21 protein-coding genes are annotated in these 26363 nt (G+C 62.7%); 18 read left to right on the top strand and 3 right to left on the bottom strand.

Annotated features, from left to right (window positions below; all coding sequences use genetic code 11):
• Positions 1-219 precede the first annotated feature (219 nt).
• The 16 genes from aspS to H8S55_RS02790 all read left to right on the top strand — a co-directional run bounded on the left by aspS (position 220) and on the right by H8S55_RS02790 (position 19020).
• Positions 220-1533 (top strand): aspartate--tRNA(Asn) ligase, encoded by a 1314-nt coding sequence (aspS, locus tag H8S55_RS02865; RefSeq protein ID WP_186877758.1) that lies wholly within the window; start codon positions 220-222, stop codon positions 1531-1533.
• 18 nt (positions 1534-1551) lie between these two features.
• Positions 1552-1839: an Asp-tRNA(Asn)/Glu-tRNA(Gln) amidotransferase subunit GatC gene (gene gatC, locus H8S55_RS02860; protein ID WP_186877757.1), complete on the top strand. Its 288-nt coding sequence runs from the start codon at positions 1552-1554 to the stop codon at positions 1837-1839.
• A 13-nt stretch (positions 1840-1852) separates the two neighbouring features.
• Positions 1853-3349, top strand: coding sequence for an Asp-tRNA(Asn)/Glu-tRNA(Gln) amidotransferase subunit GatA (gene gatA, locus H8S55_RS02855; protein WP_186877756.1), 1497 nt, complete (start codon positions 1853-1855; stop codon positions 3347-3349).
• 1 nt (position 3350) lies between these two features.
• Positions 3351-4799 carry an Asp-tRNA(Asn)/Glu-tRNA(Gln) amidotransferase subunit GatB gene (gene gatB, locus H8S55_RS02850; protein WP_186877755.1) on the top strand — a complete coding sequence of 483 codons (1449 nt, stop codon included), beginning with the start codon at positions 3351-3353 and terminating at the stop codon, positions 4797-4799.
• A 250-nt stretch (positions 4800-5049) separates the two neighbouring features.
• Complete coding sequence (gene mraZ, locus H8S55_RS02845) at positions 5050-5466, top strand: division/cell wall cluster transcriptional repressor MraZ (RefSeq protein WP_147562628.1); 417 nt, start codon at positions 5050-5052, stop codon at positions 5464-5466.
• Position 5467: 1 nt separating this feature from the next.
• Positions 5468-6409, top strand: a complete 942-nt coding sequence (gene rsmH, locus H8S55_RS02840; protein ID WP_186877754.1) for a 16S rRNA (cytosine(1402)-N(4))-methyltransferase RsmH — start codon at positions 5468-5470, stop codon at positions 6407-6409.
• A gap of 65 nt (positions 6410-6474) precedes the next feature.
• Positions 6475-7059: a hypothetical protein gene (locus tag H8S55_RS02835; RefSeq protein WP_186877753.1), complete on the top strand. Its 585-nt coding sequence runs from the start codon at positions 6475-6477 to the stop codon at positions 7057-7059.
• Positions 7060-7172: 113 nt separating this feature from the next.
• Complete coding sequence (locus H8S55_RS02830) at positions 7173-9608, top strand: penicillin-binding transpeptidase domain-containing protein (RefSeq protein WP_186877752.1); 2436 nt, start codon at positions 7173-7175, stop codon at positions 9606-9608.
• Between the two features lie 142 nt (positions 9609-9750).
• Complete coding sequence (locus tag H8S55_RS02825; RefSeq protein WP_186877751.1) at positions 9751-11244, top strand: UDP-N-acetylmuramoyl-L-alanyl-D-glutamate--2,6-diaminopimelate ligase; 1494 nt, start codon at positions 9751-9753, stop codon at positions 11242-11244.
• 64 nt (positions 11245-11308) lie between these two features.
• The gene (gene mraY / locus H8S55_RS02820; protein WP_186877750.1) at positions 11309-12295 is read left to right on the top strand and encodes a phospho-N-acetylmuramoyl-pentapeptide-transferase; all 987 of its coding nucleotides are present in this window, start codon (positions 11309-11311) and stop codon (positions 12293-12295) included.
• A 100-nt stretch (positions 12296-12395) separates the two neighbouring features.
• Positions 12396-13619 (top strand): putative lipid II flippase FtsW, encoded by a 1224-nt coding sequence (ftsW, locus tag H8S55_RS02815; RefSeq protein ID WP_186877749.1) that lies wholly within the window; start codon positions 12396-12398, stop codon positions 13617-13619.
• A gap of 41 nt (positions 13620-13660) precedes the next feature.
• The gene (murG, locus tag H8S55_RS02810) at positions 13661-14779 is read left to right on the top strand and encodes an undecaprenyldiphospho-muramoylpentapeptide beta-N-acetylglucosaminyltransferase (protein ID WP_186877748.1); all 1119 of its coding nucleotides are present in this window, start codon (positions 13661-13663) and stop codon (positions 14777-14779) included.
• Between the two features lie 80 nt (positions 14780-14859).
• Positions 14860-16113, top strand: coding sequence for a UDP-N-acetylglucosamine 1-carboxyvinyltransferase (murA, locus tag H8S55_RS02805; RefSeq protein ID WP_186877747.1), 1254 nt, complete (start codon positions 14860-14862; stop codon positions 16111-16113).
• Positions 16114-16146: 33 nt separating this feature from the next.
• A complete protein-coding gene (locus tag H8S55_RS02800; protein ID WP_186877746.1) occupies positions 16147-17091 on the top strand; it encodes a cell division protein FtsQ/DivIB in 945 nt (314 codons plus the stop codon).
• 154 nt (positions 17092-17245) lie between these two features.
• Positions 17246-18439: a cell division protein FtsZ gene (gene ftsZ, locus H8S55_RS02795; protein WP_186877745.1), complete on the top strand. Its 1194-nt coding sequence runs from the start codon at positions 17246-17248 to the stop codon at positions 18437-18439.
• Positions 18440-18534: 95 nt separating this feature from the next.
• Positions 18535-19020 (top strand): GNAT family N-acetyltransferase, encoded by a 486-nt coding sequence (locus H8S55_RS02790; protein WP_186877744.1) that lies wholly within the window; start codon positions 18535-18537, stop codon positions 19018-19020.
• A 69-nt stretch (positions 19021-19089) separates the two neighbouring features.
• On the opposite strand, the gene H8S55_RS02785 is transcribed toward H8S55_RS02790, so the two are convergent.
• The 3 genes from H8S55_RS02785 to H8S55_RS02775 form a co-directional block, all read right to left on the bottom strand.
• Positions 19090-19770 (bottom strand): LrgB family protein, encoded by a 681-nt coding sequence (locus H8S55_RS02785; RefSeq protein WP_147563571.1) that lies wholly within the window; start codon positions 19768-19770, stop codon positions 19090-19092.
• Complete coding sequence (locus H8S55_RS02780; RefSeq protein WP_147563572.1) at positions 19763-20131, bottom strand: CidA/LrgA family protein; 369 nt, start codon at positions 20129-20131, stop codon at positions 19763-19765. Before H8S55_RS02780 ends, H8S55_RS02785 begins: the two co-directional genes overlap by 8 nt.
• A gap of 115 nt (positions 20132-20246) precedes the next feature.
• Positions 20247-21506, bottom strand: a complete 1260-nt coding sequence (locus H8S55_RS02775) for a diaminopimelate decarboxylase (protein WP_186877743.1) — start codon at positions 21504-21506, stop codon at positions 20247-20249.
• A 638-nt stretch (positions 21507-22144) separates the two neighbouring features.
• On the opposite strand from H8S55_RS02775, the gene H8S55_RS02770 reads away from it, so the two are divergent.
• Positions 22145-23509: a uracil-xanthine permease family protein gene (locus H8S55_RS02770; protein WP_186877742.1), complete on the top strand. Its 1365-nt coding sequence runs from the start codon at positions 22145-22147 to the stop codon at positions 23507-23509.
• Between the two features lie 106 nt (positions 23510-23615).
• Positions 23616-26297 carry a calcium-translocating P-type ATPase, PMCA-type gene (locus tag H8S55_RS02765; protein WP_186877741.1) on the top strand — a complete coding sequence of 894 codons (2682 nt, stop codon included), beginning with the start codon at positions 23616-23618 and terminating at the stop codon, positions 26295-26297.
• The last annotated feature ends 66 nt before the right edge of the window (positions 26298-26363 follow it).

Genomic DNA, 26363 nt, shown 5'->3' with positions numbered 1-26363 from the left:
CCTGAGCTTACAGTTCAAAGGGCGAGCGCCGTTGAGGGCTGTACGGATTCCCCACGTTATCGGGGCTCGAAAGAGGTCTCTTGTTGGAGAGACAACGCGGGTGGTACCGCGGAATCATTATGATGGATGATTTCGTCCCGGGGTGTATCGTAGTGAGATACGCCCCGGGATTTTTTCGTTCCCGGGCGTATCACTGGACTTTGAGAAAGGACGAGTGTTATGGAATTTGTCACGGGAACGCCGAAGAAGAGCATGAGCAAGCAGGACCTGGCCGCTTTGGTGGGGCAGACCGTCACCCTGGACGGCATGGTCCACGCCCTGCGCCCCCTGGGAGGCGTGACCTTCCTCACCCTGCGCCTGCCTGACGGGGCGGTGCAGTGTGTGGCCGCCCCGGAGCTGCTGCCCGGGGACCTGTGTGAGGAGTGCGCCGTCACCCTCACTGGACAGGCGGCTGCCGAGCGCCGGGCCCCCGGGGGCATGGAGGTGCGGCTGACCGGGCTGGAGGTGCTGTCCCGCCCCGCCCAGCCCATGCCTGTGCCCGTGTCCAAGGGGCGGCTGAAGCTGAACCTGGACACCGAGCTGGGCCTGCGCCCGGTGGTCCTGCGGGCCCTGAAAGAGCGGGCGGTGTTCAAAATCCAGGAGGGTCTGTCCCGGGCCTTCCGGGAGTATCTCACCGGCCAGGGCTTTACCGAGGTCCACACCCCCAAGATCGTCCACGCCGGGGCGGAGGGGGGCAGCAACATCTTCCGCCTGGACTATTTCGGCCGCAAGGCGTTTTTGGCCCAGTCCCCTCAGTTCTATAAGCAGACCATGGTGGGGGTGTTCCAGCGGGTGTTCGAGGTGGCCCCCGTGTTCCGGGCGGAGAAGCACTCCACCCCCCGGCACCTGAACGAGTATACCTCCCTGGACTTTGAAATGGGCTTTATCCGCTCCTTCCAGGACGTGATGGACATGGAAGCGGGCTTTCTGCAATATGCCATGGCCCTGCTGGCGCGGGACTACGCAGATGACCTGGCGCTGCTGGGGGTGACGCTGCCCCAGGCGGATAAAATTCCTGCCGTGCGCTTTGACGAGGCCAAACGGCTGGCGGCGGAGAAATATGGCCGGCCCATCCGGGACCCCTATGACCTGGAGCCGGAGGAGGAGCACAACATCGGCCGCTATTTCAAAGAGGAATATGGGGCGGACTTTGTGTTCGTCACCCACTATCCCGCCAAAAAGCGTCCCTTCTACGCCATGGACGACCCGGCCGACCCCAAGTATACCCTGTCCTTCGATCTGCTGTTCCGGGGCATGGAGGTGACCACCGGCGGCCAGCGCATCCACGACTATGCCCAGCAGGTGGCCAAGATGGAGGCCAAGGGCATGGACCCGGCGGAGTTTGACAGCTATCTGATGATCCACAAGCACGGGATGCCCCCCCACGGCGGGCTGGGCATCGGTCTGGAGCGGCTCACCGCCCAGCTGTGCGGACTGGACAATGTGCGCCGGGCCAGCCTGTTCCCCCGGGACCTGAGCCGCCTGGAGCCCTGACGAGAGAGGAGAAGCCATATGAAAATCACCACAGAGCTGATCGACCACATCTCCCAGCTGTCCCGGCTGCGTCTGCCGGAGGAGGAGAAGGCCAAAATGGCTGGGGACCTGGAGGGCATTCTGGCCTATATGGACACCCTGAACACCCTGGACACTTCGGATGTGGAACCCCTGAGCCACGTGTTCCCTGTGAAGAACGTGCTGCGGGAGGACGAGGTGCAGCCCTCCATGGACCGGGGGGCGCTGCTGAAAAACGCCCCGGCGGCGGACGACGAGGCATTTCTGGTGCCCAAGACGGTGGAATAAGGGAGGGAGAAGTATGAGCGATATCTTTGACTTGACCGCCCTGGAGCTGGGTGCGGCGATCAGACAGGGGGAGGTATCCCCCACCCAGGCCGCCCGGGCGGCCCTGGACCGGATGGAGGAGACCAAGGAGAACGGGGCCTTTGTGGCCGTCACTGCGGACCGGGCGCTGGACCGGGCCCGGGAGATCGAGCAGCAGCTGGCGGCGGGAAAGTGCGCCGGCCCCCTGGCCGGGGTGCCCATGGCGCTGAAGGACAACATCTGCACCAAGGGCGTGTCCACCACCTGTGCCAGCAAAATTTTGACCGGCTTTGTGCCCCCCTATGACGCCACGCTGGTGGAGCGGCTGGGGGAGCAGGGGGCGGTGTGCCTGGGCAAGGTGAACATGGACGAGTTCGCCATGGGCTCCACCACCGAGACCTCCTATTACGGGCCCACTCGCAACCCCTGGGACCGGGAACGGGTGCCAGGGGGCTCCTCCGGCGGGGCCGCCGCCGCCGTGGCGGAGGGAGATTGCTGGTACGCCGTCGGTTCTGACACCGGCGGGTCCATCCGCCAGCCCGCCGCCTACTGCGGCGTGACGGGGATGAAGCCCACCTATGGGGCGGTGTCCCGGTATGGGCTCATCGCCTACGCCTCCTCTCTGGATCAGATGGGTCCCCTGGCCCGGGATGCCGCCGACTGCGCCGCCGTGCTGGATGCCGTGATGGGCAAGGACCCCAGGGACGGCACCAGCCTGGACGTGCCCGCCGGCGGCCTGTTGGCCGGGCTCACCGGGGACGTGCGGGGCATGAAGATCGGCCTCCCCGCCGACTGCTTCGGCGACGGCCTGGACCCGGCGGTGCGCCAGGGAGTCCTCCGGGCGGCCCAGACGCTGAAGGCCCGGGGAGCGGAGCTGGTGGAGTTCGACTTCCCGGTGATGCAATATGTCATCCCCACCTATTATATCATCGCCGCCGCCGAGGCCAGCTCCAACCTGTCCCGGTTCGACGGGGTGAAATACGGCTGGCGGGCCCAGGACTATGAGGATTTGACCGACCTATACTGCCGCACCCGCACCCAGGGCTTTGGGGCGGAGGTGAAGCGGCGCATCCTGCTGGGCTCCTTTGTGCTGTCGGCGGGCTATTACGATGCCTATTATAAAAAGGCCCTCCAGGTGAAGGGACTGATCAAAAAGGCCTTTGACGACGCGTTCACCCGCTGCGACGTGATGCTCACCCCCGTGGCCCCCACCACGGCCCCCAAGCTGGGGGAGAGCCTGTCGGACCCCCTGCAGATGTATCTCAGCGACATTTACACCGTGTCGGTGAACCTGGCGGGGCTGCCCGGGCTGTCCATGCCCTGCGGCTTTGACGAGAAGGGCCTGCCCATCGGCTGCCAGCTCATCGGCCCGCCCCTGGGGGAGGACAAGGTGCTGAACGCGGCCCACGCCTTCCAGCTGGACACGGACTATCACAAGCGCCGCCCCGGTCAGGGACAGGCGGAACAAGCGGAAAAGAAGGAGGCGGTCTGACATGACATGGGAGACGGTAATCGGTCTGGAGACCCACGTGGAGCTGGCCACCAGGACCAAGATATTCTGCTCCTGCACCACCCAGTTCGGCGGCGCGCCCAACACCCACTGCTGCCCCGTGTGTACCGGCATGCCGGGCACTCTGCCGGTGGTGAACAAAAAGGTGGTGGAGTTTGCCGCCAAGACCGCCCTGGCCCTGAACTGCACGGTGAACCGCCGCCATCGGTTTGACCGGAAGAACTATTTCTATCCCGACCTGCCCAAGGCCTATCAGGTGTCCCAGCTGTATGTGCCCATCGGGGTGAACGGCCGTGTGTCCATTACCACGGCGGCGGGGGAGAAGGACATCCGCATCCACGAGCTGCATATGGAGGAGGATGCGGGCAAGCTGGTCCACGACCCCTGGATCGACCAGACCCGGTGCGACTATAACCGCTGCGGTGTGCCCCTGGTGGAGATCGTCACCGAGCCGGACTTCCGCACGGCGGAGGAGGTGGTGGCCTATCTGGAGAAGCTGCGCTCCACCCTGGAGTATATGGGTGTGTCCGACTGCAAGATGCAGGAGGGCTCCCTCCGGTGCGACGTAAACCTGTCCGTCCGCCCCGCCGGGTCAGAGGAACTGGGCACCCGCACGGAGATGAAGAACTTAAACTCCTTCAAGGCCATCACCCGGGCCATCGCCTATGAGACCCGGCGGCAGATCGAGTGCATCGAGGAGGGCAAGCGGGTCATCCAGGAGACCCGGCGCTGGGACGACAACAAGGACGCCACCTTCTCCATGCGCAGCAAAGAGAGCGCCCAGGACTATCGCTATTTCCCTGAGCCGGACATCCCGCCCCTGGAGCTGACGGAGGAATTCCTGCAGGGCCTGCGGGCGCAGCAGCCCGAGATGGCCCCGGAGCGCCAGACCCGGTATCAGCGGGACTATGGCCTGTCGGAGCAGGACGCCAAGCTCATCACCGCTCAGAAGGCCCTGGTGGACTTTTTCGAGGCGGCGGTGGCCTGCGGCGCCCAGGCGAAAGAGGTTTGCCACTGGATGCTGGGGGAGATGATGCGCCGCCTGAAGGAGGAGGCCATTGAGCCGAAGCAGATGAAGCTGACCCCGGACAACCTGGCCCGGCTCATTGCCCTGGTAGATGCAGGCCGCCTGAACCGGAACACGGCGGCCAAAGTGTTCCGGGCGGTGTTCCCCGACAACGGGGATGTGGAGCGCTATGTGCAGGACCACGGCCTGGAGCAGGTGAACGATACCGCCCTGGTGGAACAGACGGTGGCCCGGGTGCTGAAGGACAACCCCGCGGCGGTGGCCGACTATCAGGGGGGCAACCAAAAGGTTGCCGGGTTCCTGGTGGGCCAGGCCATGCGGCAGTTGAAGGGCAAGGCCGACCCCGCCGGAGTAAAACAGGCGGTGGAGAAGGCCCTGTGTCAGGTCCACGAAGGGAATATTTGACCCAAAAATGTGGAAAGATCAGTGGAAAACTGTGCAATTACAGGAAAAATGTCACGATATAAAGTGAAATAAAACGCATGTTCCAATGGGAAAACCGCCGATTTTGCGGAAAATCGGCGGTTTTTTTCTGTGCGGAATTGGAAAAAACTCTTGATTTTTATGTCAACAGCTTTTATACTAAAAAACAAGAGTGGGGCAAGGTGGAGTAAATGCCCGCAAAGTGGAGCGTAAGTGGGGAGGAGTGAAGGACGTGACCGGCACATACGAGCACAGCATCGATGCCAAGGGCCGTCTGTTCATTCCCGCTAAGCTCCGGGGCGAGTTGGGGGAGACCTTTTATCTGGCCGTGGGCGTGGATGCCTGCCTGGCCATCTATCCCCAATCCACTTGGGACAAGATCACCGAAAAGATCGCCGCCCTGCCCATGAGTCAGTCCAAGACCATGCGCCTGCTATTTGCCAATGCCGCCAAGTGCGAGCCGGACAGCCAGGGCCGCATCGTGGTTCCCGCCAAGCTGCGCAAATACGCGGGGCTGGAGAAGGATACCGTCATCATCGGTGTGAACGACCGGGCGGAGATCTGGTCGGCCGATGCCTGGCACGCCCAGGAGGAAGAGGACATGACGCCGGAAAAAATGGCCGCCTGCATGGCGGAGTTGGGGTTCTGATATGAGTGAGGTATTTACCCACCGCCCGGTGCTGCTGGACGAGTGTATCCAAGGACTGAATATCCGCCCGGACGGGATCTATCTGGACGGGACCCTGGGCCGGGCCGGACACAGCCGGGAGATCGCCCGGAGGCTGACCACGGGGCGGCTCATCTGCGTGGACCGGGACCAGGCTGCCTTAGATGCCGCCCAAGAGCGGCTGGCGGACTGGATGGACCGTGTCACCCTGGTCCACAGCAACTTTGACCAGGTGGCCGATATCCTGGACGACCTAGGGATCGCCGGGGCGGACGGGATGCTGTTCGACCTGGGGGTGTCCTCCCCCCAGCTGGACGACGGGTCCCGGGGCTTTTCCTACATGGCCGATGCCCCCCTGGATATGCGCATGGACCGCAGCGAGGGGCTGACGGCGGCAGATATCGTGAACGGGTGGAGCCAGGAGGAACTGCGCCGTATTCTGCACCAATACGGCGAGGAGCGCTGTGCCCCCCAGATCGCGGCGGCCATCGTCCGCCGGAGGGAAGAGAAGCCCATTGAGACCACCTTGGAGCTGGTGGACGTGATCAAAAGCGCCATGCCCGCCCGGGCCCTGCGGGAGAAGCAGCACCCGGCCAAGCGGAGCTTTCAGGCCATCCGCATCGCGGTGAACGATGAGCTGGCCTCGGTGGACCGGATGATCCGGGGAGCGGTGCCCAAGCTGAACCGGGGCGGCCGTCTGGCGGTGATCACCTTCCACTCGCTGGAGGACCGCATCGTAAAAAACGGGTTTGCCCAGTTTGCCAAGGGCTGCACCTGCCCGCCGGATTTCCCCGTTTGTGTGTGCGGGAAAACGCCGGACATCAAGCTGGTGAACAAAAAGCCCATCCTGCCCACCCAGCAGGAGATCGACGAAAACCCCCGCGCACGCAGCGCCAAGCTGCGCGTGGCGGAAAAGATCAAGTGATCGCACAAAGGAGAGAGCGTTTTCTTTCCATCGGCCCCCGATGCCCTTAGACGACCGGGGAGCAAATGAGAAACGGAGTGAGCGGTATGGCCTCCCGCCGACGCGAAGCAACACAGTATAATACTTATAGAAGCGTGGCCTATGCCCCGGCCTATGAGGGGGGAGCCATCCGGCTGCCCCGCCGGGAGGAGGAACAGCATCGCCGCCCCCAGCCCAAACAGCGGGAACACGTCCGCCGCCAGGAACTGAAGCGCGCCCAGGTACAGGTGCGCCAGGCCGGACATGTGGCCCCCTTTGCCGTCATCGGCTTTTTGGCCGTGGCCGCCTTTGCGGTGCTGCTGCTGTTGAGCCATGTGCAGTACACCGTGCTCAACGGGGAGGTCGCCTCCCTCCGCAGCCAGATGACCAAGCTGCAGACCGAAAACGCCACCCTGTCGGCCCAGTATGAGAAGGTGTTTGACCTGGATACCATCCAGAACACCGTGGGCGACACCATGGTCCGCCCCACCGGAGACCAGGTGGTATATATCGATCTGTCCGAGCCGGACAGCGTGGTGCTGTACGGCCAGGAGGAGGGCCAGGGCGGTCTGTCCGGGGCCATCCAAAGCGTGAAGACCATTGTGGGCGACATGATCGAATACTTCCGCTGAAGCGCGCATAGAGTGGACCCAGGGTCAGCCGAACACAAACCAGAGAGAACAGACAAGGGCGCAAGAAAGAAATTTTCTTGCGCCCTTATACCGCAAAGGGGAGGGATCCGCCTATGGAGGGCAGACAGGAAAAACGACACAGCAGCGAAGTGGCCGCCGCCCGGGAGCGGCGCTCCAAACGGACCATTTTCAAGCGGACCGTCATTTTGATGGTGCTGTGCGGCGTGATGCTGTTTGTCCCGCTGTTTTGGAGACTGTGGGATGTGGCTATCGTCCGCCATGAGGACTATCAGAGCCGCGCCACCAAGCAGCAGACCCTGGACCTGTCTGTCTCCGCCGCCCGGGGCAACATCTATGACTGCAACGGCAACGTGCTGGCCATGTCGGCCACGGTGTATAATCTGATCCTATCCCCCAAGGACCTGATGCAGGACTGCGTGGACAAGAAGGACTATACAGACGACGACGGCAGCCTGAACGAGGGGGCCTGGAACGCCGCGGTGAAGGCGGCCCAGGACCAGCTGGTGAAGGACCTGATGGGCCTGATCCCCAATCTGGACCAGGAGAAGCTGGAAAAACAGGTCCGGGCCACGGAGTACTCCTACCGGGAGATCAAGACCAAGATCGAGGAGGAGGATGCCAAGGCCATCCGGGACTATATCGTCCAGAACAAGACCTCCCACTATCTCTATCTGGTGGCGGGGACCCAGCGGTATTACCCCTATGCCAGTCTGGCGGCCCAGACCCTGGGATTTGTCAATGCCGAGGGGGGCGCGGTGGGCATCGAGGCGGCCTATGACGACGTGCTCAAGGGCACGGCAGGCCGGGTCATCACCACCCGCACCGGTGCGGGCACCCAGATGTATAACAACTATTCCGAATTTATCGATGCCATCGACGGCTATGACCTGACCCTGACCATCGATGCCACCATCCAGTCCTATGCGGAGAAAACCCTGGCCGAGGGGATCAAGGCCTATGACGTGCGCAACGGGGCCTTCTGCATCGTGATGAACCCCAAGACGGGGGCGATTCTGGCCATGGCCAGCTCCCCCGGCTTCGATCCCAACAACTACTCCACCATCACCGACCAGCTCCTCAACCAGGAGATGGAGCAGGATGCCAACGACATCTATGCCAACCTGAAACAAAACAATCCGGAAAAGCTGACGGATGCCGAGCTTTTGGAGCAGGCCCAGGCCCAGGCCTATTCCAATGCGGTGAACACCCAGTGGCGCAGCAAGGCTCTGGACTCCCGGTATGAGCCGGGCTCCACCTTCAAGGCGGTGGTGCTGGCCTCCGCCCTGGAGGAGGGGGTGGTGTCGGAAAACGACACCTTCTATTGCAGCGGCTCTTATAAAGTGGCCGGATACGACAAGCCCATTAGCTGCTCCAAGCGCACGGGACACGGCGCGCAGACTCTGGCTCAGGCGGTGCAGAACTCCTGTAACCCCGCCTTTATGCAGATCGGCCAGCGGCTGGGGCTGAGCAAATTCTATGACTATTTCGAGGCCTTTGGCATGACCGAGCAGACGGGCATCGACCTGCCCGGCGAGGCCAGCTTGAAGGACGCCTATTGGAGGCGGGAGAAGATGACCAACGTGGACCTGGCGGTGGCCTCTTTCGGCCAGCGCTTTGAGGTCACCCCCCTGCAGATGATCACCGCCTTTGCCGCCACCATCAACGGCGGCGACCTGGTAAAGCCCTATGTGGTCCAGTCGGTGAGTACCCGGGACAAGACGGTGGCGGAGAACACTCAGCCCACTGTGGTCCGCCAGGTGGTCAGCCAGGAGACCAGCCAGCGGGTGAGCAAGATCCTGGAGAGCGTGGTGTCTGAGGGCACGGGCAAAAACGCCTATGTGGCCGGTTACCGCATCGGCGGCAAGACGGGCTCCTCCGAGACCCAGGAGGAGGGGCGCACCATCGTCTCCTTCATGGGTTTTGCCCCGGCGGACGACCCGGAGGTCATTGTACTGCTGGCCTATGACAAGCCCCAGGAGGCCTCCCCCGGCAGCCACTATTCCACCACAGGCGTATATATCAGCGGCGGCAACATGGCCGCCCCGAAAGTCGGTCCCCTGATCGCGGACATTCTGGACTATATGGGCGTGGAGAAGAAGTACACGGCGGAGGAGTCCGCAGCGGTGGACGTGGTCACGCCCCGGGTGTCCGGCATGACGGTGGATGCGGCGGAGAGCACCCTGCGGAAGAAGGGACTGAGCAGCCGCACCGTGGGCGAGGGGGACACCGTCACCGCACAGATCCCGGCCTCGGGGGCCGCGGTCCCCGGCGGGTCCAAGGTCATTTTGTACCTGGGCAGCGCCGCGCCGGAGGAGACGGGCACCGTACCCAATGTGGTGGGTCTGAGTTATGAGTCGGCCAAAAAGCGGCTGGAGGACAGCGGCTTCTTCATGCGGGCCTCCGGTGTGTCCACCTATTACGGAAATTCCACCACCGCCAGCGGCCAGAGCGTGGCCAGCGGCGAAACGGCCCCCATCGGCACCGTCATCGAGGTCCAGTTCTCCAACGTAGTAGAGGACGGACTTTGAGTGAGGGATGAGTGATGAGTTAGGAGGGATGAGTTAGGAGTTAAAACTCATCTCTCATCACTCCTAACTCCTAACTGTTCCCCGGAGGGGAACTCGGCGCTTCTTAGAGAGAATGAAACTCCCCGCAAAGGGGCTAAACGCTATGAAGCTGCGCAAGCTGTTGGCGGGGGTTCCGCTGACGGAAGAAGAATTTGACGGAGGGCTGGAGATATCCTCCCTGTCCTATGACAGCCGGACGTTGGAACCGGGGGCGCTGTTTGTCGCCCTGCCGGGAGCCAAAATGGACGGCAGCCGGTTCATTGACCAGGCCATGGAGCGGGGGGCGGCGGCGGTGCTGTGTGAGCATCCGCCAGAGCGACCCGGCCCGTGGCTGACCACCCCGGATGCCCGGCTGGCCCTGGCCCTGACCTCGGCCAACTGGTTTGGCCATCCCGGGGAGGAGATGACCCTCATCGCCGTCACCGGGACCAACGGCAAGACCACCACCACCTGTCTCATCAAGGAGATGCTGGAGCAGACCCTCTCCGTCCCGGTGGGGCTGGTGGGGACCAACCGGAACCTGGTGGGTCAGCGGGAGCTGCCCGCCCACCGCACCACCCCGGAGAGCTATGAACTGCAGCGTCTGCTGCGGATCATGGCCGATGCCGGGTGCGCCTGTGCGGTGATGGAGGTCTCCTCCCATGCCCTGATCCAGCACCGCACGGCGGGGCTGACCTTTGACGTGGGGGTGTTCACCAACCTGACCCAGGACCATCTGGACTATCACAAGACCATGGAGGAGTACCGCCGGGCCAAGGGCCTGCTGTTTGCCCAGTGCCGCCGCAGCGTGGTCAATCTGGACGACGAGGCGGGGCGGTGGTACGCCGGACACATCCCCGGTCCGGTGTTCACCTATTCCGAAAACCGGGCCCAGGCCGACCTGACCGCCCGGAACATCCGCCTGTTCCCCGGCCACGTGGAGTTCGAGGCGGTGACCCTGGGCCATATCGCCCGGGTCCATCTGCCCATCCCCGGGGGCTTCTCCATTTACAACGCCCTGGCGGCCCTGTCCGCCGGACTGTGCCTGGAGCTGTCCCTGGAACAGCTGGCCCCCGCCCTGCGCAGCGTCCACGGGGTGAAGGGCCGGGTGGAGGTGGTCCCCGTGCCCCGGGCCTATACCGTTCTCATCGACTATGCCCACAGCCCCAACGCCCTGGAGAACATCCTGCTCACCGCCCGGGACTTTACCGCCGGACGGCTGATCTGTCTGTTCGGCTGCGGGGGAGACCGGGATAAGACGAAACGTCCCATCATGGGAGCCATCGCCCGGGATTTGGCCGATCTGGTGGTGCTCACCTCGGATAACCCCCGGACGGAGGAGCCGGAGGCCATCATCCGGGACATTCAGGCGGGCATGACAGAAGAGGGTGGGGCCCCGGTTCATGTGGAGCCGGACCGCCGCCGGGCCATCGCCTGGGCCCTGGACCAGGGCCGGCCGGGGGACGTGATCGTGCTGGCGGGCAAGGGTCACGAGACCTATCAGGAAGTAAACGGCGTGCAGCTCCCCATGGACGAACGGGAGATCGTGGCGGACTGGTTCCGGGAGCAGGACGGGCGAAAAGATAGGGCTGGAAATCTTCCTGCCGCCGTAGTATAATAACCTGTCCCGCTGTGTGTGTGCGGGATGGACAAAAGAGAAAGAGACCGGGAGGTTTTCCAACATGATGTATATTCTCAGCTTTATTGTGGCCTTCGGCGTGGGGGCCATTGCGGGGCAGATATTGATCCCCCTGCTCCGCCGCCTGAAGGCGGGGCAGGCCATCCGGGAGGACGGCCCCACCTGGCACATGTCCAAGCAGGGCACCCCGACCATGGGCGGGCTGATGTTCATTCTGGCCATTGCCGTGGCGGTGCTCACGGCGGGCTGGCACGATCTGATGGCGGGCAACCGGAACCACCTGTATGTATTTCTGTTCGCCCTGGTGTTCGGTATCATCGGCTTTATCGACGACTTTCAGAAGCTGCGCCACCACGCCAACGAGGGCCTCACCGCCCCCCAGAAGTTTCTGCTGCAGCTGGCGGCGGCCATCGCCTTCACGGTGCTGCTGCGCAACAGCGGCTATCTGACCCACACCCTGTATATCCCCTTTTTCAATGTGGAGTTCCCCATGCCCTGGTGGCTGTATATGGTCTTTTCCGCCTTTGTCATGGTGGGCACGGTGAACGCTGTGAACCTTACCGACGGCATCGACGGCCTGGCCACCGGCGTGACCATCCCCGTGGCCCTGTTTTATGTAGCTGTGTCCGCCTGGTATGGTCGAAACGACCTGACGGTGCTCTCCGCCGCCCTGGCCGGCGGCCTGTGCGCCTTCCTCATCTATAACTTCCACCCCGCCAAGGTCTTTATGGGGGACACCGGCTCTCTCTTCCTGGGGGGCATGGTGTGCGGCCTGGCCTTTGCCCTGAACATCCCCCTCATCATCCCTGTCATCGGCCTTATCTATGTGGCAGAGGTGCTGTCTGACATCATTCAGGTGGTCTATTTCAAAAAGACCCACGGCAAGCGCTTTTTCCGCATGGCCCCCCTGCATCACCACCTGGAGCTGGGCGGCTGGAGCGAGACCAAGCTGTTCTGCGTGTTCTCCGGCATCACTTTGATTTTGTGCGTCCTGGCGTTTTTAGGCGTAATGAATCGTTTTCCCGTTTGATAGTTAGGAGTTAGGAAGGATGAGTGATGAGTTAACTCCTATCTCATCACTCCTAACTCATCACTTAAATTTGATTACTAGAATTAGGGAGGTGCAGGAAATGGCCCGAAAGCCGAAACGTGATATGACCATGGAGCAGCAGCTGGCCGCCGGGCCGGTGGACCTGCCCTTTCTGATGCTGACGCTGATGCTGGTGGGCATCGGGCTTATTATGGTGTTCTCCGCCTCCTATGCCACCGCCTATTACGACTCCAGCGCCATCGTACAGAACAACCCCCTGTACTACATCAAGCGCCAGAGCGTCTATGCAGTCATTGGACTTGTCGCCATGTACTGGATGTCCAAAATGAACTATCAGCACTGGCGGCTGCTCACCATCCCTATGCTGGCGGTGTCCATCTTTCTGCTGGTGCTGGTGCTCACCCCGCTCGGTGTGCGGAGCAACGGCGCCCAGCGGTGGCTGCACATCTTTTTGCTGTTTGGCCCCACCTTTCAGCCCTCGGAGATCGCCAAGGTGGCCGTGATCATCTTCTTCTCGGCCCGACTGTCCAAACGGACCACCGAGAAGAAAAAGAAGTTCTCCAACCGGACCTTCTGGGGCCGCTTGGGCAATCTGGGAACCCGGCTGGGCTTTATGGAGCTGGTGCCCTATGGCGCAGTGCTGGGCGTTGTTGTGCTGCTGGTGGTGAAGGAGCCCCACATGTCGGGTACCATCCTGATCATGGTGGGAGCGGCGGCGGTGCTGTTTGCTGCGGGCATCAATATTGTCTGGTTCATCGCCGGCATCGGCTCGGTGGGTGCGCTGATGACCTTTATCATTCTGAACACCACCTATATGACCGCCCGGGTGCAGCTGTGGCTGGACCCGTGGAGCGACCCCCGGGGCAAGGGCTTTCAGACCATTCAATCCCTGCTGGCCATCGGCTCCGGCGGTCTGCTGGGCCTGGGGCTGGGCAACAGCCGCCAGAAGCTGCTGTATATTCCCGAGCCGGAAAACGACTTCGTCTTTTCCGTGGTGGTGGAGGAGCTGGGCTTTGTGGGGGCAGCCATCGTGCTCATCCTGTTTGCCCTGCTGGTCCTGCGGGGCTACTGGCTGGCCCTGCACGCCCGGGATAAGTTCGGTTCGCTGACCATTGTGGGCATCATTACGTTGATGGCCACCCAGGTCTTTTTGAATATCGGCGTGGTGACCAACCTCATCCCCAACACGGGCATCTCCCTGCCCTTTTTTAGCTTCGGCGGAACGGCATTGGTGATGAACATGGCGGAGATGGGCATTGTACTGGGGATATCCAGACAGATACCCGCCCCGAAAAACGACTGAATCCGGCGGCGGACAAACAAAGATATTTCTGAGGTGATAACATGAACATCCTCTTTACCTGCGGCGGCACCGCCGGACACGTGAATCCGGCGGTGGCCCTGGCCCGCATCTTTCAGGACAAGCATCCCGGCTGCCGGGTGCTGTTCGTGGGGGCCGACGGGGGCATGGAGACCCGGCTGGTGCCCAAGGAGGGCTATCCCATCCGCACCGTGACCATCACGAATTTTCATCGCTCTCTGGCACCGGCGGACATCGTCCACAATCTGGGCACGCTGGTGAACATGCAGCGCTCCAAAAAGCAGGCCCGGGCCATTCTGGACGAGTTCAAGCCCGACCTGGTGGTGGGCACCGGCGGCTATGCCTCCTTCCCCGTGGTGAACGAGGCGGCCCACCGGGGCATCCCCACCGCCGTGCACGAGTCCAACGCCGTGCCCGGCCTGACCACCAAGGCCCTGTCTAAAGTGGTGGACCGGGTGATGGTGGGCTTTGAAGAGAGCCGCAGCCACTATGACGACCCCACCAAGGTGGTGGTCACCGGCACCCCCGTCCGGGGGGACTTCTTCCGGTTTACCCGGGAGCAGGCCCGGGAGCAGCTGGGCTTTACCGACCAGCGGCCCCTGCTGCTGTCCTATTGGGGGTCCCTGGGGGCGGAGGTGATGAACCGGAAGATGGTGGACTTCATCGCCAAGGAGTGCTATGAGGGCGCGCCCTATCGCCATATCCACGCCGCCGGGCGGGACTTCGCCTGGATGAAGGAGGAGTTGCTGCGCCGGGGCCTGCAGCTGGGGGATAACGGCATTGAGGTCCGGGAGTATATCTATGACATGCCCCTGGTCATGGCGGCCAGCGACCTGGTCCTGTGCCGGGCGGGCGCCTCCACCATCTCAGAGCTCACCGCCATCGCCAAGCCCGCCGTTCTGGTGCCCTCCCCCAACGTGACGGCCAACCACCAGGAGAAAAACGCCCGGGTGCTGGCCGACCAGGGGGCTGCCGTACTCCTGCGGGAACAGGACTGCGCCCAGGACACCCTGTATGAGACGGCCAGCCTGCTGCTGCGGGAGAAGGGCCGCCGGGAGAACATGGAGAAGGCCCTGCGCGCTATGGCCGTGCCCGATGCGGGGGAGAAGATCTATGAGACCCTGCGGGAGATCATGAAGTAAGCGCCTTTCGGCACGGAAACAAACCAAAGAAACCAACTGCGCATAGGATGGCCTGAATCTGAAGAAGTGGAGGGCGATCCATGAGCTGTTATCACATCCGGGGGGGCCGCCCGCTGGAGGGCCGTCTGACGGTACAGGGGGCCAAAAACAGCGCCCTGCCCATTCTGGCCGCAACCCTGCTGGCCCCGGGGGAGAGCGTCATCGAGAACTGCCCCTGTCTTTCCGACGTGGACGCGGCCCTGGCCATTTTAAAGGGGCTGGGCTGCCGGGTCTGGCGGCGGGGGGACACCGTGGGGGTGGATGCCTCCGTCCTCGCCGGGGCGGAGATATCACGGGAACTGATGGAGGAGATGCGCTCCTCGGTGGTCTTTCTGGGGGCCATGCTGGCCCGCATGGGCCGGGCCGCCCTGACCTATCCCGGGGGGTGTGAGCTGGGGCCCCGGCCCATCGACCTGCATTTGGCGGCCCTGAGGACACTGGGAGCGGACATCCGGGAGACGGACGGCGTGCTGTGCTGTACGGGCTGTCGTATGACCGGGGGAGAGATCTTTCTGCCCATCCCCAGCGTGGGGGCCACGGAGAACGCCATGCTGGCCGCCTGCGGCTGTCCCGGCGTGACCGCCATCGCGGGAGCGGCCCAGGAGCCGGAAATAGAAGACCTGCAGGGCTTTCTCAGAGCCATGGGGGCCGACGTCCGGGGAGCGGGGACGGCCACCGTTGTCATTCGGGGCGGCGCGACCCTCCGTCCGGCCAGATACCGGGTGATGGGGGACCGCATCGCCGCCGCCACCTATCTCTGTGCCGCCGGGGCGGCAGGGGGGCGGGTGGAACTGACGGGGGCAGACCCGGAGCACCTCCGGGCGGTGCTTGCAGCGCTGGAGCGGGCGGGCTGTTCCATCCAGACAGGGCCAGAGGAGATCGTACTGACCAGCGGCGGCGGCCTACATGCCGTTCCGCCTGTGGTCACGGAGCCATATCCAGGCTTTCCCACCGATGTCCAGGCCATTTTTATGGCCGCCCTGGCCGGGGGCAGGGGAGAGACTCTGTTCCGGGAGAACATATTCCAAAGCCGCTACGGCCATGTGTCCCAGCTGCGGGCCATGGGGGCGGACATCCGGGTGCAGGGCCGCACGGCCGCCGTCACCGGGGTGGGCGGCCTGCATGGGGCCGCTGTACAGGGCGGAGACCTGAGAGGGGCCGCAGCCTTAGTGGTGGCTGGGGTGGCCGCCCGGGGCGAGACCCGGGTGACCGGCCTTGCCCACATCCGCCGGGGCTACGACGGCCTGGACATCGGGCTGCGTGCCCTGGGAGCGGACATCACAGAGACAGACTGACGGACGAAAGACAGTTTTTTTAGGAGAGGGCCAATGGCATCACCAAGAAACAAACGCAAACGGAAACGGGGCAAGGGGCGGCTGGGCCCGCTGTTCAAGCTGCTGTGCGCCGGAGCGGTGGCGGTGGCGCTTACCATGGGGGCCACCGTGTTCTTCCAGGTGGAGACGGTGGCGGTGACGGGCAACAGCCGCTACTCTCAGGAGGAGATCATAAAGGCAACCGGCATCCAGACGGGGGATAACCTGTTCCGCATGAACAAGTATCAGATCGCCCACCAGGTGCTCCAGGGTCTGCCCTATGTGGAGGAGCTTACGATACGCCGCGCACTGCCAAGCACCATCGTTCTTACGGTGAAGGAGTGGGACGCGGTGGCCCGCGTCGAGGCCCCGGGGACTTCTGCCGTCGTTCAGACGGTACCCCAGGCCCCGGCGGAGCCTGTCCAGCCGGACAGCAGTCAGGCGGGTGACAGTGCAGACCAGAGCCAGGCCGCCGGAAAGCAAAGTGCCGCCGGAGACATCGGCGGGGACAGCTCCTCTGAGGACACCCAGGAGGATGCCAAGCCCGCCACCCAGGCGTGGCTCATCAGCGTGGGGGGGAAGCTGCTGGAGCCCGCCCCCGCCGACAGTACAGCCATCTCCGTCACCGGGATCACCCCCCTGTCCCCAAGGGCGGGGGAGATGCTGGTCCTGTCCCAGGAGGAACAGCCCAAGCTGACGGCGCTGCTGGCCCTGCTCCAGGGGCTGGAGGACTATGACATGCTGGCTGACACCGCATCCATCGCCCTGGGAGACACCCACGTGGAGCTGCGCTATCTGGATCGCTTCACCGTGAAGCTGTCCCTGGTGGGGGACATGGACTATAAGCTCCAGGCCCTGAAGGCGGCGGTGCCCGAGGCGGAGAAGAAGCTGGGGGAGCAGACCACCGGCACCTTTGACCTGACCCAGGAGAGCATCACCGCGGTATATACCCCGGACTGAAGCGGAAAATTTGGGAAATCGAGACAGGTCGCGCTTTTTCTCTTGACCTGACAGGGAAAGCGCGATACAATAAAAATAATAACGACTAAATGGCGGAGCGGGGCATATTTTCGGCGTTTTCAGCCGCTTCGACTTTTACATAGGAGGAACGACAATGGCCTTCGGATTGGATATGGGTCCTGACAATGTAGTAAACATCAAGGTGATCGGTGTAGGCGGCGGCGGCAACAACGTGGTCAACCGCATGGTGAAAACCGGCACCAAGGGCGTGGATTTTATTGCCGTGAACACGGATAAGCAGGCCCTTGGCGCATCCAGCGCCACCTTTAAAATTCAGATCGGCGAAAAGCTGACCAACGGAAAGGGCGCGGGGTCTGACCCCGAGGTGGGCCGCAAGTCCGCCGAGGAGAACCGCACCCAGATCTCCAAGGCCCTGGAGGACGCGGACATGGTGTTCATCACCGCCGGTATGGGCGGCGGCACCGGCACCGGCGCAGCCCCCATCGTGGCCGACATCGCCAAAGAACTGGGCATCCTCACCGTGGGCGTGGTCACCAAGCCCTTCCGGTTCGAGGGAATGCGCCGCATGAAGCAGGCCGAGGGCGGCATTGCCGAGCTGCGCAACAAGGTAGACTCCCTGGTCATCATCCCCAACGAGCGGCTGAAGCTGGCTACCGACCAGAAGATCACCATGGTCAACGCCTTTGAGATCGCCGACGACGTGCTGCAGCAGGCCGTGCAGTCCATCTCTGACCTCATTAAGAACACCGGCTTCATCAACTTGGACTTTGCCGACGTGTCCGCCGTCATGAAGGACGCGGGCCGGGCCCACATGGGCGTGGGCCGCGCCGCCGGAAAGAACAAGGCCGAGGAGGCCGCCCGCATGGCCATCTCCAGCCCCCTGCTGGAGACCTCTATCAACGGCGCCCGGGGCGTGCTGATCAACGTCACCGGCTCCATGGATATCGGCCTGGAAGAGGTGGAGACCGCCGCCAATCTGGTCCAGGAGGCCGCCCACCCCGACTGCAACATCATCTTCGGCGCCGCCTTCGACGAGACGCTGGAGGACGAGATCCGGGTCACTGTCATTGCCACCGGGTTTGACGAGAAGCCCGCCGCCCCCGCTGCGGCCCCTGCGGCTGCTGCCCCTCAGGCGGCCCCCTCCCCTGCGCCTGCCGCTGCCGATCACTTCTTCTCCGCTGCGGCCGCCGCTCCCGTTCAGCAGCCCGCCGCCCCCGTGCCCCCCGCCCCTCCCGCCGACCCTGTGATCGCCGAGATGGACGACAAGGCTGCCGTGAGCAACGGCGACTGGGAGCTGCTGGAGCGCATCTTCAGCCGGAAGAAGTAAACTAAAATCCTTGAAAATCAAAACCAGCTGTGAAGCGCGAAGCCAGACTTCGTTTCTTGACAGCTGGTTTTTTAAGCTGAAATGGAGTTTTGAACATGCTGAGCTATAGAGAGATCACCCCGGCAGACGACGGAGCCATTGCCAAGATCATCCGTGCCAATCTGGAGCGATTCCATCTGAACATCCCCGGAACGGTGTATTTCGACCCGGAGCTGGACCAACTCAGCGCCTATTATCATGCCCAACCGGAGAAGCGGGTCTATTTTATTGCCCTGGATGAGCGGGGCAAGGTGGTCGGCGGCGTTGGCGCGGCGGAGTTTCCGGGCCTTTCCCGCTGTGCGGAGCTGCAAAAGCTCTATCTGGATGACGATGCGAAGGGGAAGGGCTACAGCAGGGAACTGATGAAGCTGGCGGAGGACTGGGCCAGAGAGGCGGGCTATCAGCAGCTCTATCTGGAGACCCACAGCAACTTGAAAATCGCTCTGGGGCTGTACGAGAAGCTGGGCTTTCGCCGGATCGAACGACCGGAGGCCGTCCAGCACGGGACTATGGACCACTTTTATTTGAAGCAGCTTTCATAATGAAGATCAACTGAAAAAATCCCCTGGCCCGATTCAAACGAAACGGGCCGGGGGATCTGCTTATCCGGCTTAGAAAAACACCACCAGGATCGAGGTCAGAATGCCGCAGATACACAGGGAGACGGAACTCATGGCCCCCTGCAAGGTGCCGATCTCCAGGGCCTTGGCGGTGCCCAGGGCGTGGCTGCACGCACCGATGGCCACGCCCTCGGCCACCGGGTCGGTGACGTGGAACAGCTTGGCAAAGGCGGGGGCGAAGATGGCACCCACCACGCCGGCGATGACCACGGCGGCGGCGGTGACCCCGGGGATGCCGCCCAGGTTCTCAGAGATGGCGATGGCAATGGCGGTGGTCACGCTTTTGGGCAGCAGGGCGGAGGTCATGGCCGAGTCCACCGACATGACCTTGCACAGCAGCAGCACAGAGCCCACGCTGGTCAGGGTGCCCACCAGACAGCCCACGATAACGGGCAGGAAGTATTCCCCCAGCAGCCTGCGCTGGTTATACACGTTCAGGGCCAGCACCGCCGTCACCGGACTGAGCATCAGGGTGAGCATGCTGCTGCCCTGGAGATAGTCGGCGTAGGGAATTTGGAATACCGCCAGCACTGCAACGACCACGATAGTGGCGATGAGCATGGGGTTACAGAGGAGAAAGCCTGTCTTTTTCTGCAGGAATACGCCCACACACCAGGCCGCGCAGGTGAGCCCCAGGCCGAAGAAGGGGGAGGAGAGCATGGCTTCAAGCATGGTGAGACTCCTTTCTCCGCCGTGCCCGGAGCATCAGCTGGATGGACCAGGCGGTGGCGGCATAGACCAGAGGGGTGGTGAGAATGGCCGCACACAGGAAGGGCAGCAGGCAGGCCAGCAGGGACTCCACATGCTCGATGATGCCCGCGCAGGGGGCCACGAAGAAAAAGGCCATGTTGGCCACCAAAAAGCGGCACACCCGGTCAATGTGCCGGGGCTTGACGATGCCGGCCAGCAGCAGGGCCAGCAGCACCAGCATACTGATGACGCTGGCGGGGAGGGCGATGGGCAGCAGGGCGGAGATGCCCTCTGACACCAGACAGATGCCAAAGATGATGGCCAGTTCGGCCATGATGTTCATATGGATCAACTCGCAATGCAATCAGATCTCGCCTGGTGAGCCAGGCGGAAATAAGACCGCCGCAGGCGCTTCTCTTATTCCTGCGGCGGCCGTTATTTTGAGGGAAGGGACGCGGTCAGTCCCAGATGGCGGTGGCAAAATAGTCCTCGGGGGTCTCCGCCCGGCGGATCAGGCGGGTGGAGCCGTCGGTCTGGAGCAGCACCTCGGCAGAGCGCAGACGGCCATTGTACTGATAGCCCATGGCGTGGCCGTGGGCCCCGGTGTCGTGGATGACCAACAGATCGCCGATGTGGATCTTGGGCAGCATCCGGTCCACGGCGAACTTGTCGTTGTTCTCGCACAGGGCGCCGGTGACGTCGTACTGGTGGTCGCAGGGCTGGTCCTCCTTGCCCATGACGGTGATGTGGTGATAGGCCCCGTACATGGCCGGGCGCATCAGATTGGCCGCACAGGCATCCACGCCGATGTAGTCCTTATAGGTCTGCTTCTCGTGGAGGACCCGGGTGATCAGGTGGCCGTTGGGGGCCAGCATAAAGCGGCCCAGCTCGGTGCACAGGGACACGTCACCCATGCCGGCGGGGACTAAGATGTCCTCATAGGCCCGGCGGACCCCCTCGCCGATGACAGCGATGTCGTTGGCGGGCTGGTCGGGGAGATAGGGCACGCCAACGCCGCCGGACAGGTTGATGAAGGTGATATGGCAGCCGGTCTCGTTTTTCAGCTCCACGGCCATCTGGAACAGGATGGCGGCCAGGGCGGGGTAATACTCGTTGGACAGGGTGTTGGAGGCCAAAAAGGCGTGGATGCCAAACTCCTCTGCCCCCAGCTCCTTCAGGCGGCGGAAGGCCTGGGTCATCTGGGGCCGGGTCATGCCGTATTTGGCCTGGCCGGGGTTGTCCATCACCTGAAAGCCCTCTTCAGACTCCCCCAGGGTGAAGGTGCCGCCGGGGTTATAGCGGCAGGAGATCTTTTTGGGGATATAACCGATGGTGTCCTTTAAAAAGTCGATGTGGCTGATGTCATCCAGGTTGATGGTGGCCCCCAGCTTGGCGGCCAGGGCGAACTCCTCGGCGGGGGTGTCGTTGGAGGAGAACATGATCTCGTCCCCGGCAAAGCCGCAGCGGTCAGACATCATCAGCTCGGTGAGGGAGGAGCAGTCGGTGCCGCAGCCTTCCTCTTTTAGAATTTTCAAAATCTGGGGGTTGGGGGTGGCCTTCACGGCGAAGAACTCCCGATAGCCGGGGTTCCAGGAGAAGGCCTTATACAGCGCCCGGGCGGTGTCCCGGATGCCCTTCTCGTCATACAGGTGGAAGGGAGTGGGGTACTGCTGGGTGATGGTCTGGAGCTGCTCCAGGGTAACGAAGGGCTTTTTCAATGCATTCGCTCCTTTTTCTATAGTATCCGCGTTCTGTCATTGCCAGGAGCAAAGCGACGATTTGTTTTTCACGTCCCCTGGCTCCCCTGAAAGGGGAGCTGTCACCGAAGGCAACTGAGAGGTCAGGCCCCCTTGTCAAAGGGGGCTGGCATCGCCGCAGGCGATGACTGAGGGATTCCGTTTCTAAGACGGCTTTCCTGTGATCGGAATCCTTCCGTCACGGCTTCGCCGTGCCACCTCCCTTTGACAAGGGAGGCCAATAGACGAAAAAATGAAGATCGCTGCGTTGGCTTCCTCGGCAATAGCAGAGTGTAAATCTTCCAGTGGCTGAACTAAAAATCAGATATAGTTTATCGGCTGCAAGGGAAAAAGTCAATGGCGGATGGCACAACGATGGGCCCCAGGGGGCAAAGTTCTTGTACATTCAAGAAAAAACGACAAAAGGCCATATTTTCTCTTGCGCATTCCGGCAGATTCTGCTATGATATCACAGAAATCAGGAAGGGGGAGTCCGCTGTGGCCAAGCTGGAGAGAGCGCCGGAACACTTCAAGCGGATTCGTCTTTTCTTTTTGCGGTGACAATCACAAGGTGGTTGTCTCTTTTTTTGCGCGTGTTTGAATCAGAAGGGAGAAAAGATATGAATCCGAATCAACCTATCCGCGACGCCCGGACGCTCGGGCTGCCCAAGATGCTCATCCTGGGTCTGCAGCACATGTTCGCTATGTTTGGCGCCACCATTCTGGTGCCCATTCTGGTGCGGCAGTACGGCCTGCCTCTGAGCATCCAGACCACCCTGTTCTTTGCCGGCATCGGCACATTGTTCTTCCATGTGTGCTCTAAGTTCCAGGTGCCCGCCTTCCTGGGCTCCTCCTTCGCCTTTCTGGGCGGCTTTGCCACCATGGCCAATCTGGACAGCGGCATGTACGCCGCCATGGACCCCCAGGATAAGTTGAGCTACGCCTGCGGCGGCATTGTGGTGGCCGGCCTGCTGTATCTGATCCTGGCCCTGGTCATCAAGCTGGCGGGCGTGAAGAAGGTCATGCGCTTTTTGCCCCCCGTGGTCACCGGTCCCATCATTGTGTGCATCGGCCTGACCCTGGCCCCCTCCGCTGTGAACAACGCCTCCAGCTGCTGGCCCCTGGCCCTCATCGCTCTGGCCACCATCATCGTGTTCAACATCTGGGGCAAGGGGATGTTCAAGATCATCCCCATCCTCATGGGCGTGGTGGTCTCCTATATTGCCGCCCTGATTATGAATGCCTGCGGCGTGACTGTTATGGGCGCTGACGGCACCGCCCAGCCCCTGATGGATTTCACCGCCGTGGCCCAGGCCGGTATCGTGGGTCTGCCCCCCTTCCAGCTGGCCAAGTTCGATGTGACCGCCATTCTGGTCATGGCCCCCATCGCCCTGGCCACCATGATGGAGCACATCGGCGATATGTCCGCCATCTCTGCCACCACCGAGCGCAACTTCCTCCAGGACCCCGGCCTGCACCGCACCCTGGTGGGCGACGGCCTGGCCACCTCTCTGTCCGCCATGTTCGGCGGCCCCGCCAACACCACCTATGGCGAGAACACCGGCGTGCTGGTGCTGTCCAACGTCCATGACCCCCGGGTCATCCGCATCGCCGCCTGCTTTGCCGTCATCCTGGGCTTCATCCCCAAGATGGCCGAGGTCATCGGCTCTATGCCCTCCGCCATCGTGGGCGGCGTGTCCTTCATCCTGTACGGCATGATCTCCGCCATCGGTGTGCGCAACATCGTGGAGAACGAGGTGGACTTTACCAAGTCCCGCAACCTGATTATCGCCGCCGTCATCCTGGTGTGCGGCCTGGGCTTCTCCAGCGGCCTGACCTTCCATGTGGCCGGTACCTCCATCACCCTCACCGGTCTGGCCATTGCCGCCCTGGCTGGCATCCTCCTCAACGCCATCCTGCCCGGCAATGACTATGAGTTCGGTGTCAACTCCGAGGGCGATCAGAACCGGGGCATCCACGCCTGATATATGAACCTGTAAGCAACGTTACAGACTGCGGCTGCCGTGAATTTTGCGGCAGCCCTTTCTGAATTTTTCACAGATCCGCAGTTTGCAAGACAAGGAGGACACCATGACACAGTTCACAGGCCTGTCAGAGCGGGAGGCGGCCCTCTCCCGGGAGAAGTACGGCAGCAATGCCATTCCAGAGTCGGAGCCGACCACCTTCTGGGCGGAGTTCAAGGCCACGTTCCAGGACCCCATGATCCGCATCCTGCTGGCGGTGGCCCTGCTGATGGTGGTCATGTGTCTGTTCGGCTATGCCGACGTATATGAACCCGCCGGGACCATCCTGGCGGTGATCCTGGTGGCCATCGTCTCTGCCAAGACGGGGGTAGCCAGCGACACGAAATACCGCCAGCTGAAGGGCAGCGCCAAAAAGGACCGGTGCAAGGTGTATCGGGACGGCATCATCACCATTCTGGACGTGGACCAGGTGGTGGTGGGGGATAAGGTTCTGCTCCAGGCTGGGGATAAAATTCCCGCCGACGGCGTGCTGATCTCCGGCGGGGTGCGGGTGGACAACTCCGCCCTGAACGGCGAGGCGGAGGAGTGCCCCAAGACCGCCGCCCCAGAGGGGACGCGGCTGCCCCAGGACATCACCGGAGACGTGTTTGTGGACGGCAGCTCTCTGTTCCGTGGGGCGGTCCTTTTCGACGGCGAGGGCGTGCTGGACGTGCAGCAGGTGGGCGTGTCCACCATGATGGGCCGCATGGCCCAGGAGATGCAGGCCGACGAGCCCGACTCCCCCCTAAAGGTAAAGCTGGCCCGGCTGGCAGGGCTGATCTCTAAATTCGGCTATATCGGCGCGGTGGTCATCGCCGCCATGTACCTGGGCCACTCGGTGCTGGTGGCGGGGGGCTTTGGGAACTATCTGTCCCAGGGGTTTGTCCCTGTGCTGAAAAACGCGGTGGATGCCCTGTCCCTGGCGGTGGTCATTGTGGTGTGCGCCGTGCCCGAGGGGCTGCCCCTGATGATCTCGCTGGTGCTGATGCAGAATACCAGTAAAATGCTGGACCACAACGTGCTGGTGCGCAAGGCCGAGGGCATCGAGACGGCGGGTTCCCTGAACATCCTGTTCAGCGACAAGACGGGCACCATTACCAAGGGCCGGCTGGAGGTGGTGGAGTTCTTCACTGCCGGGGGCATCACCATCCCCCTGGAGGAGCTGGACCAGCACACCGTCACCAAAAGCCTGCTGGACCTGGCTATCGGCAAAAACAGCCAGTCCATGTTCGACGGCCAGGGCAATGTCGTCGGCGGAAACGCCACAGACCAGGCCCTGATGAAGCTCATCGGGGCGGAGGTATACGCCCAGCTGGAGAGCGGCTGCGCCATTACGCAGAGCCAGAGCTTCAACTCCTCCAACAAGTTCAGCCAGGCCTATCTGGCCGATCTGGGCAAGACCTTTTACAAGGGGGCACCGGAGCGGCTGTTGGCCAGGGCGAAACGCTATGTGAGCCTGGGGGGCGAGGTCCGGGACATCGACTCGGAGGTGGTGAACCGGAAGATCGACGAGCTGGCCGCCCGGTCCATGCGGGTGCTGGCCCTGGGCTATTCCCAGCAGGAGATGGTCCACGACCAGATCAACCCGGACACGGTGATCATCGGCTTTGTGGCCATCCGGGACGACGTGCGGCCCGAGGCCCGGCAGGCCATCGCCTCTGTCCAGCGGGCGGGCATTCAGGTGGTGATGATCACCGGGGACCGGCTGGAGACGGCGGCCTCCATCGCCCGGGATGCCGGTCTGCTGCAGAAAAATGACGACCTGGCCATCACCTCTGCCCAGCTGAACCGCCTCAGCGATGACGAGGTGAAGCGGATCGTCCCCCGCATCCGGGTCATCGCCCGGGCCCTGCCCACAGATAAGTCCCGTATGGTCCGCCTGTGCCAGGAGATGGGCCTGGTGGTGGGCATGACGGGGGACGGGGTGAACGATTCCCCCGCACTAAAGCGGGCCGATGTGGGTTTTGCCATGGGCAGCGGGACCCAGGCCGCCAAAGAGGCGGGCAAGATCGTCATCCTGGACGACAACTTCAAGTCCATTCGGGACGCTATCTGGTATGGCCGCACCATCTATCACAACATCCTGAAATTCTGCAAGTTCCAGCTGACCATCAACTTCACTGCCGTGGTGGTCAGCGCCATCGCCCCCTTCTTTGGGGTGGACGAGCCCCTGCAGGTGACCCATCTGCTGTTTGTCAACCTGGTGATGGACGGTCTGGGAGCCATGATGCTGGGCAGCGAGCCCGCCCAGAAGGCCTATATGCGGGAGAAGCCACGCCGCCGGGACGAGAGTATCGTCAGCTGTCCCATGGCCGCGCAGATCGGGGCGGCGGGCCTGTGGCTGACGGCACTGAGCTTCTTCTTCCTGAAAGCTCCCTGTTTCAATGACCTGTTCCAGACCACGGAGCAGCGTTTGAGCGCCTATTTCGTCCTGTTCATCTGGAGCGCCCTCTTTAACGGCTTTAACGTGCGGGACGAGGGGGGACACATCTTCCGGGGCCTGGACGAGAACCGGGGTTTTTTGCAGGTGTTTGCCATCGTCGTAGCCGTCCAGGCGGTCGTCGTCAACGCGGCGCTGCTCCCCGGGCTGGGCTGGCTGAGCCGGATGTTCCACTGCGTGCCCTTCTCCCCGGCCGGCTGGGCCGTGGTGATCGTTCTGGCCGGCTCCGTCATCCCGCTGGACCTGATCCGTAAGGGGATTCTGGCCCTGCTGCACCCCAGAGCACAGGAGCCGGAGGAGAAACTATGAAGATTTCATAAAATCTGCCGGGGGTCCTTGCGCCGGGGGCAAAAATGAGATAGAATAAAAATATGT

Source organism: Flintibacter faecis, from assembly GCF_014287875.1.
In the GTDB taxonomy this organism is placed as follows: Bacteria; Bacillota; Clostridia; order Oscillospirales; family Oscillospiraceae; genus Lawsonibacter; species Lawsonibacter faecis_A.
Note: the sequence above shows the minus strand (reverse complement) of the source record. Positions and strands in the feature narration are given on the sequence as shown.

Bases quoted from the DNA above. Each gene is read 5' to 3' on its own strand.
- H8S55_RS02800 (WP_186877746.1), top strand. From the start codon at position 16,147: ATGGCATCACCAAGAAACAAACGCAAACGGAAACGGGGCAAGGGGCGG.
- gatB (WP_186877755.1), top strand. From the start codon at position 3,351: ATGACATGGGAGACGGTAATCGGTCTGGAGACCCACGTGGAGCTGGCC.
- murA (WP_186877747.1), top strand. From the start codon at position 14,860: ATGAGCTGTTATCACATCCGGGGGGGCCGCCCGCTGGAGGGCCGTCTG.
- ftsW (WP_186877749.1), top strand. From the start codon at position 12,396: ATGGCCCGAAAGCCGAAACGTGATATGACCATGGAGCAGCAGCTGGCC.
- H8S55_RS02770 (WP_186877742.1), top strand. From the start codon at position 22,145: ATGAATCCGAATCAACCTATCCGCGACGCCCGGACGCTCGGGCTGCCC.
- ftsZ (WP_186877745.1), top strand. From the start codon at position 17,246: ATGGCCTTCGGATTGGATATGGGTCCTGACAATGTAGTAAACATCAAG.
- murG (WP_186877748.1), top strand. From the start codon at position 13,661: ATGAACATCCTCTTTACCTGCGGCGGCACCGCCGGACACGTGAATCCG.
- H8S55_RS02790 (WP_186877744.1), top strand. From the start codon at position 18,535: ATGCTGAGCTATAGAGAGATCACCCCGGCAGACGACGGAGCCATTGCC.
- mraY (WP_186877750.1), top strand. From the start codon at position 11,309: ATGATGTATATTCTCAGCTTTATTGTGGCCTTCGGCGTGGGGGCCATT.
- aspS (WP_186877758.1), top strand. From the start codon at position 220: ATGGAATTTGTCACGGGAACGCCGAAGAAGAGCATGAGCAAGCAGGAC.
- rsmH (WP_186877754.1), top strand. From the start codon at position 5,468: ATGAGTGAGGTATTTACCCACCGCCCGGTGCTGCTGGACGAGTGTATC.
- H8S55_RS02765 (WP_186877741.1), top strand. From the start codon at position 23,616: ATGACACAGTTCACAGGCCTGTCAGAGCGGGAGGCGGCCCTCTCCCGG.
- H8S55_RS02825 (WP_186877751.1), top strand. From the start codon at position 9,751: ATGAAGCTGCGCAAGCTGTTGGCGGGGGTTCCGCTGACGGAAGAAGAA.
- H8S55_RS02785 (WP_147563571.1), bottom strand. From the start codon at position 19,770: ATGCTTGAAGCCATGCTCTCCTCCCCCTTCTTCGGCCTGGGGCTCACC.
- H8S55_RS02830 (WP_186877752.1), top strand. From the start codon at position 7,173: ATGGAGGGCAGACAGGAAAAACGACACAGCAGCGAAGTGGCCGCCGCC.
- H8S55_RS02780 (WP_147563572.1), bottom strand. From the start codon at position 20,131: ATGAACATCATGGCCGAACTGGCCATCATCTTTGGCATCTGTCTGGTG.
- gatC (WP_186877757.1), top strand. From the start codon at position 1,552: ATGAAAATCACCACAGAGCTGATCGACCACATCTCCCAGCTGTCCCGG.
- H8S55_RS02835 (WP_186877753.1), top strand. From the start codon at position 6,475: ATGAGAAACGGAGTGAGCGGTATGGCCTCCCGCCGACGCGAAGCAACA.
- gatA (WP_186877756.1), top strand. From the start codon at position 1,853: ATGAGCGATATCTTTGACTTGACCGCCCTGGAGCTGGGTGCGGCGATC.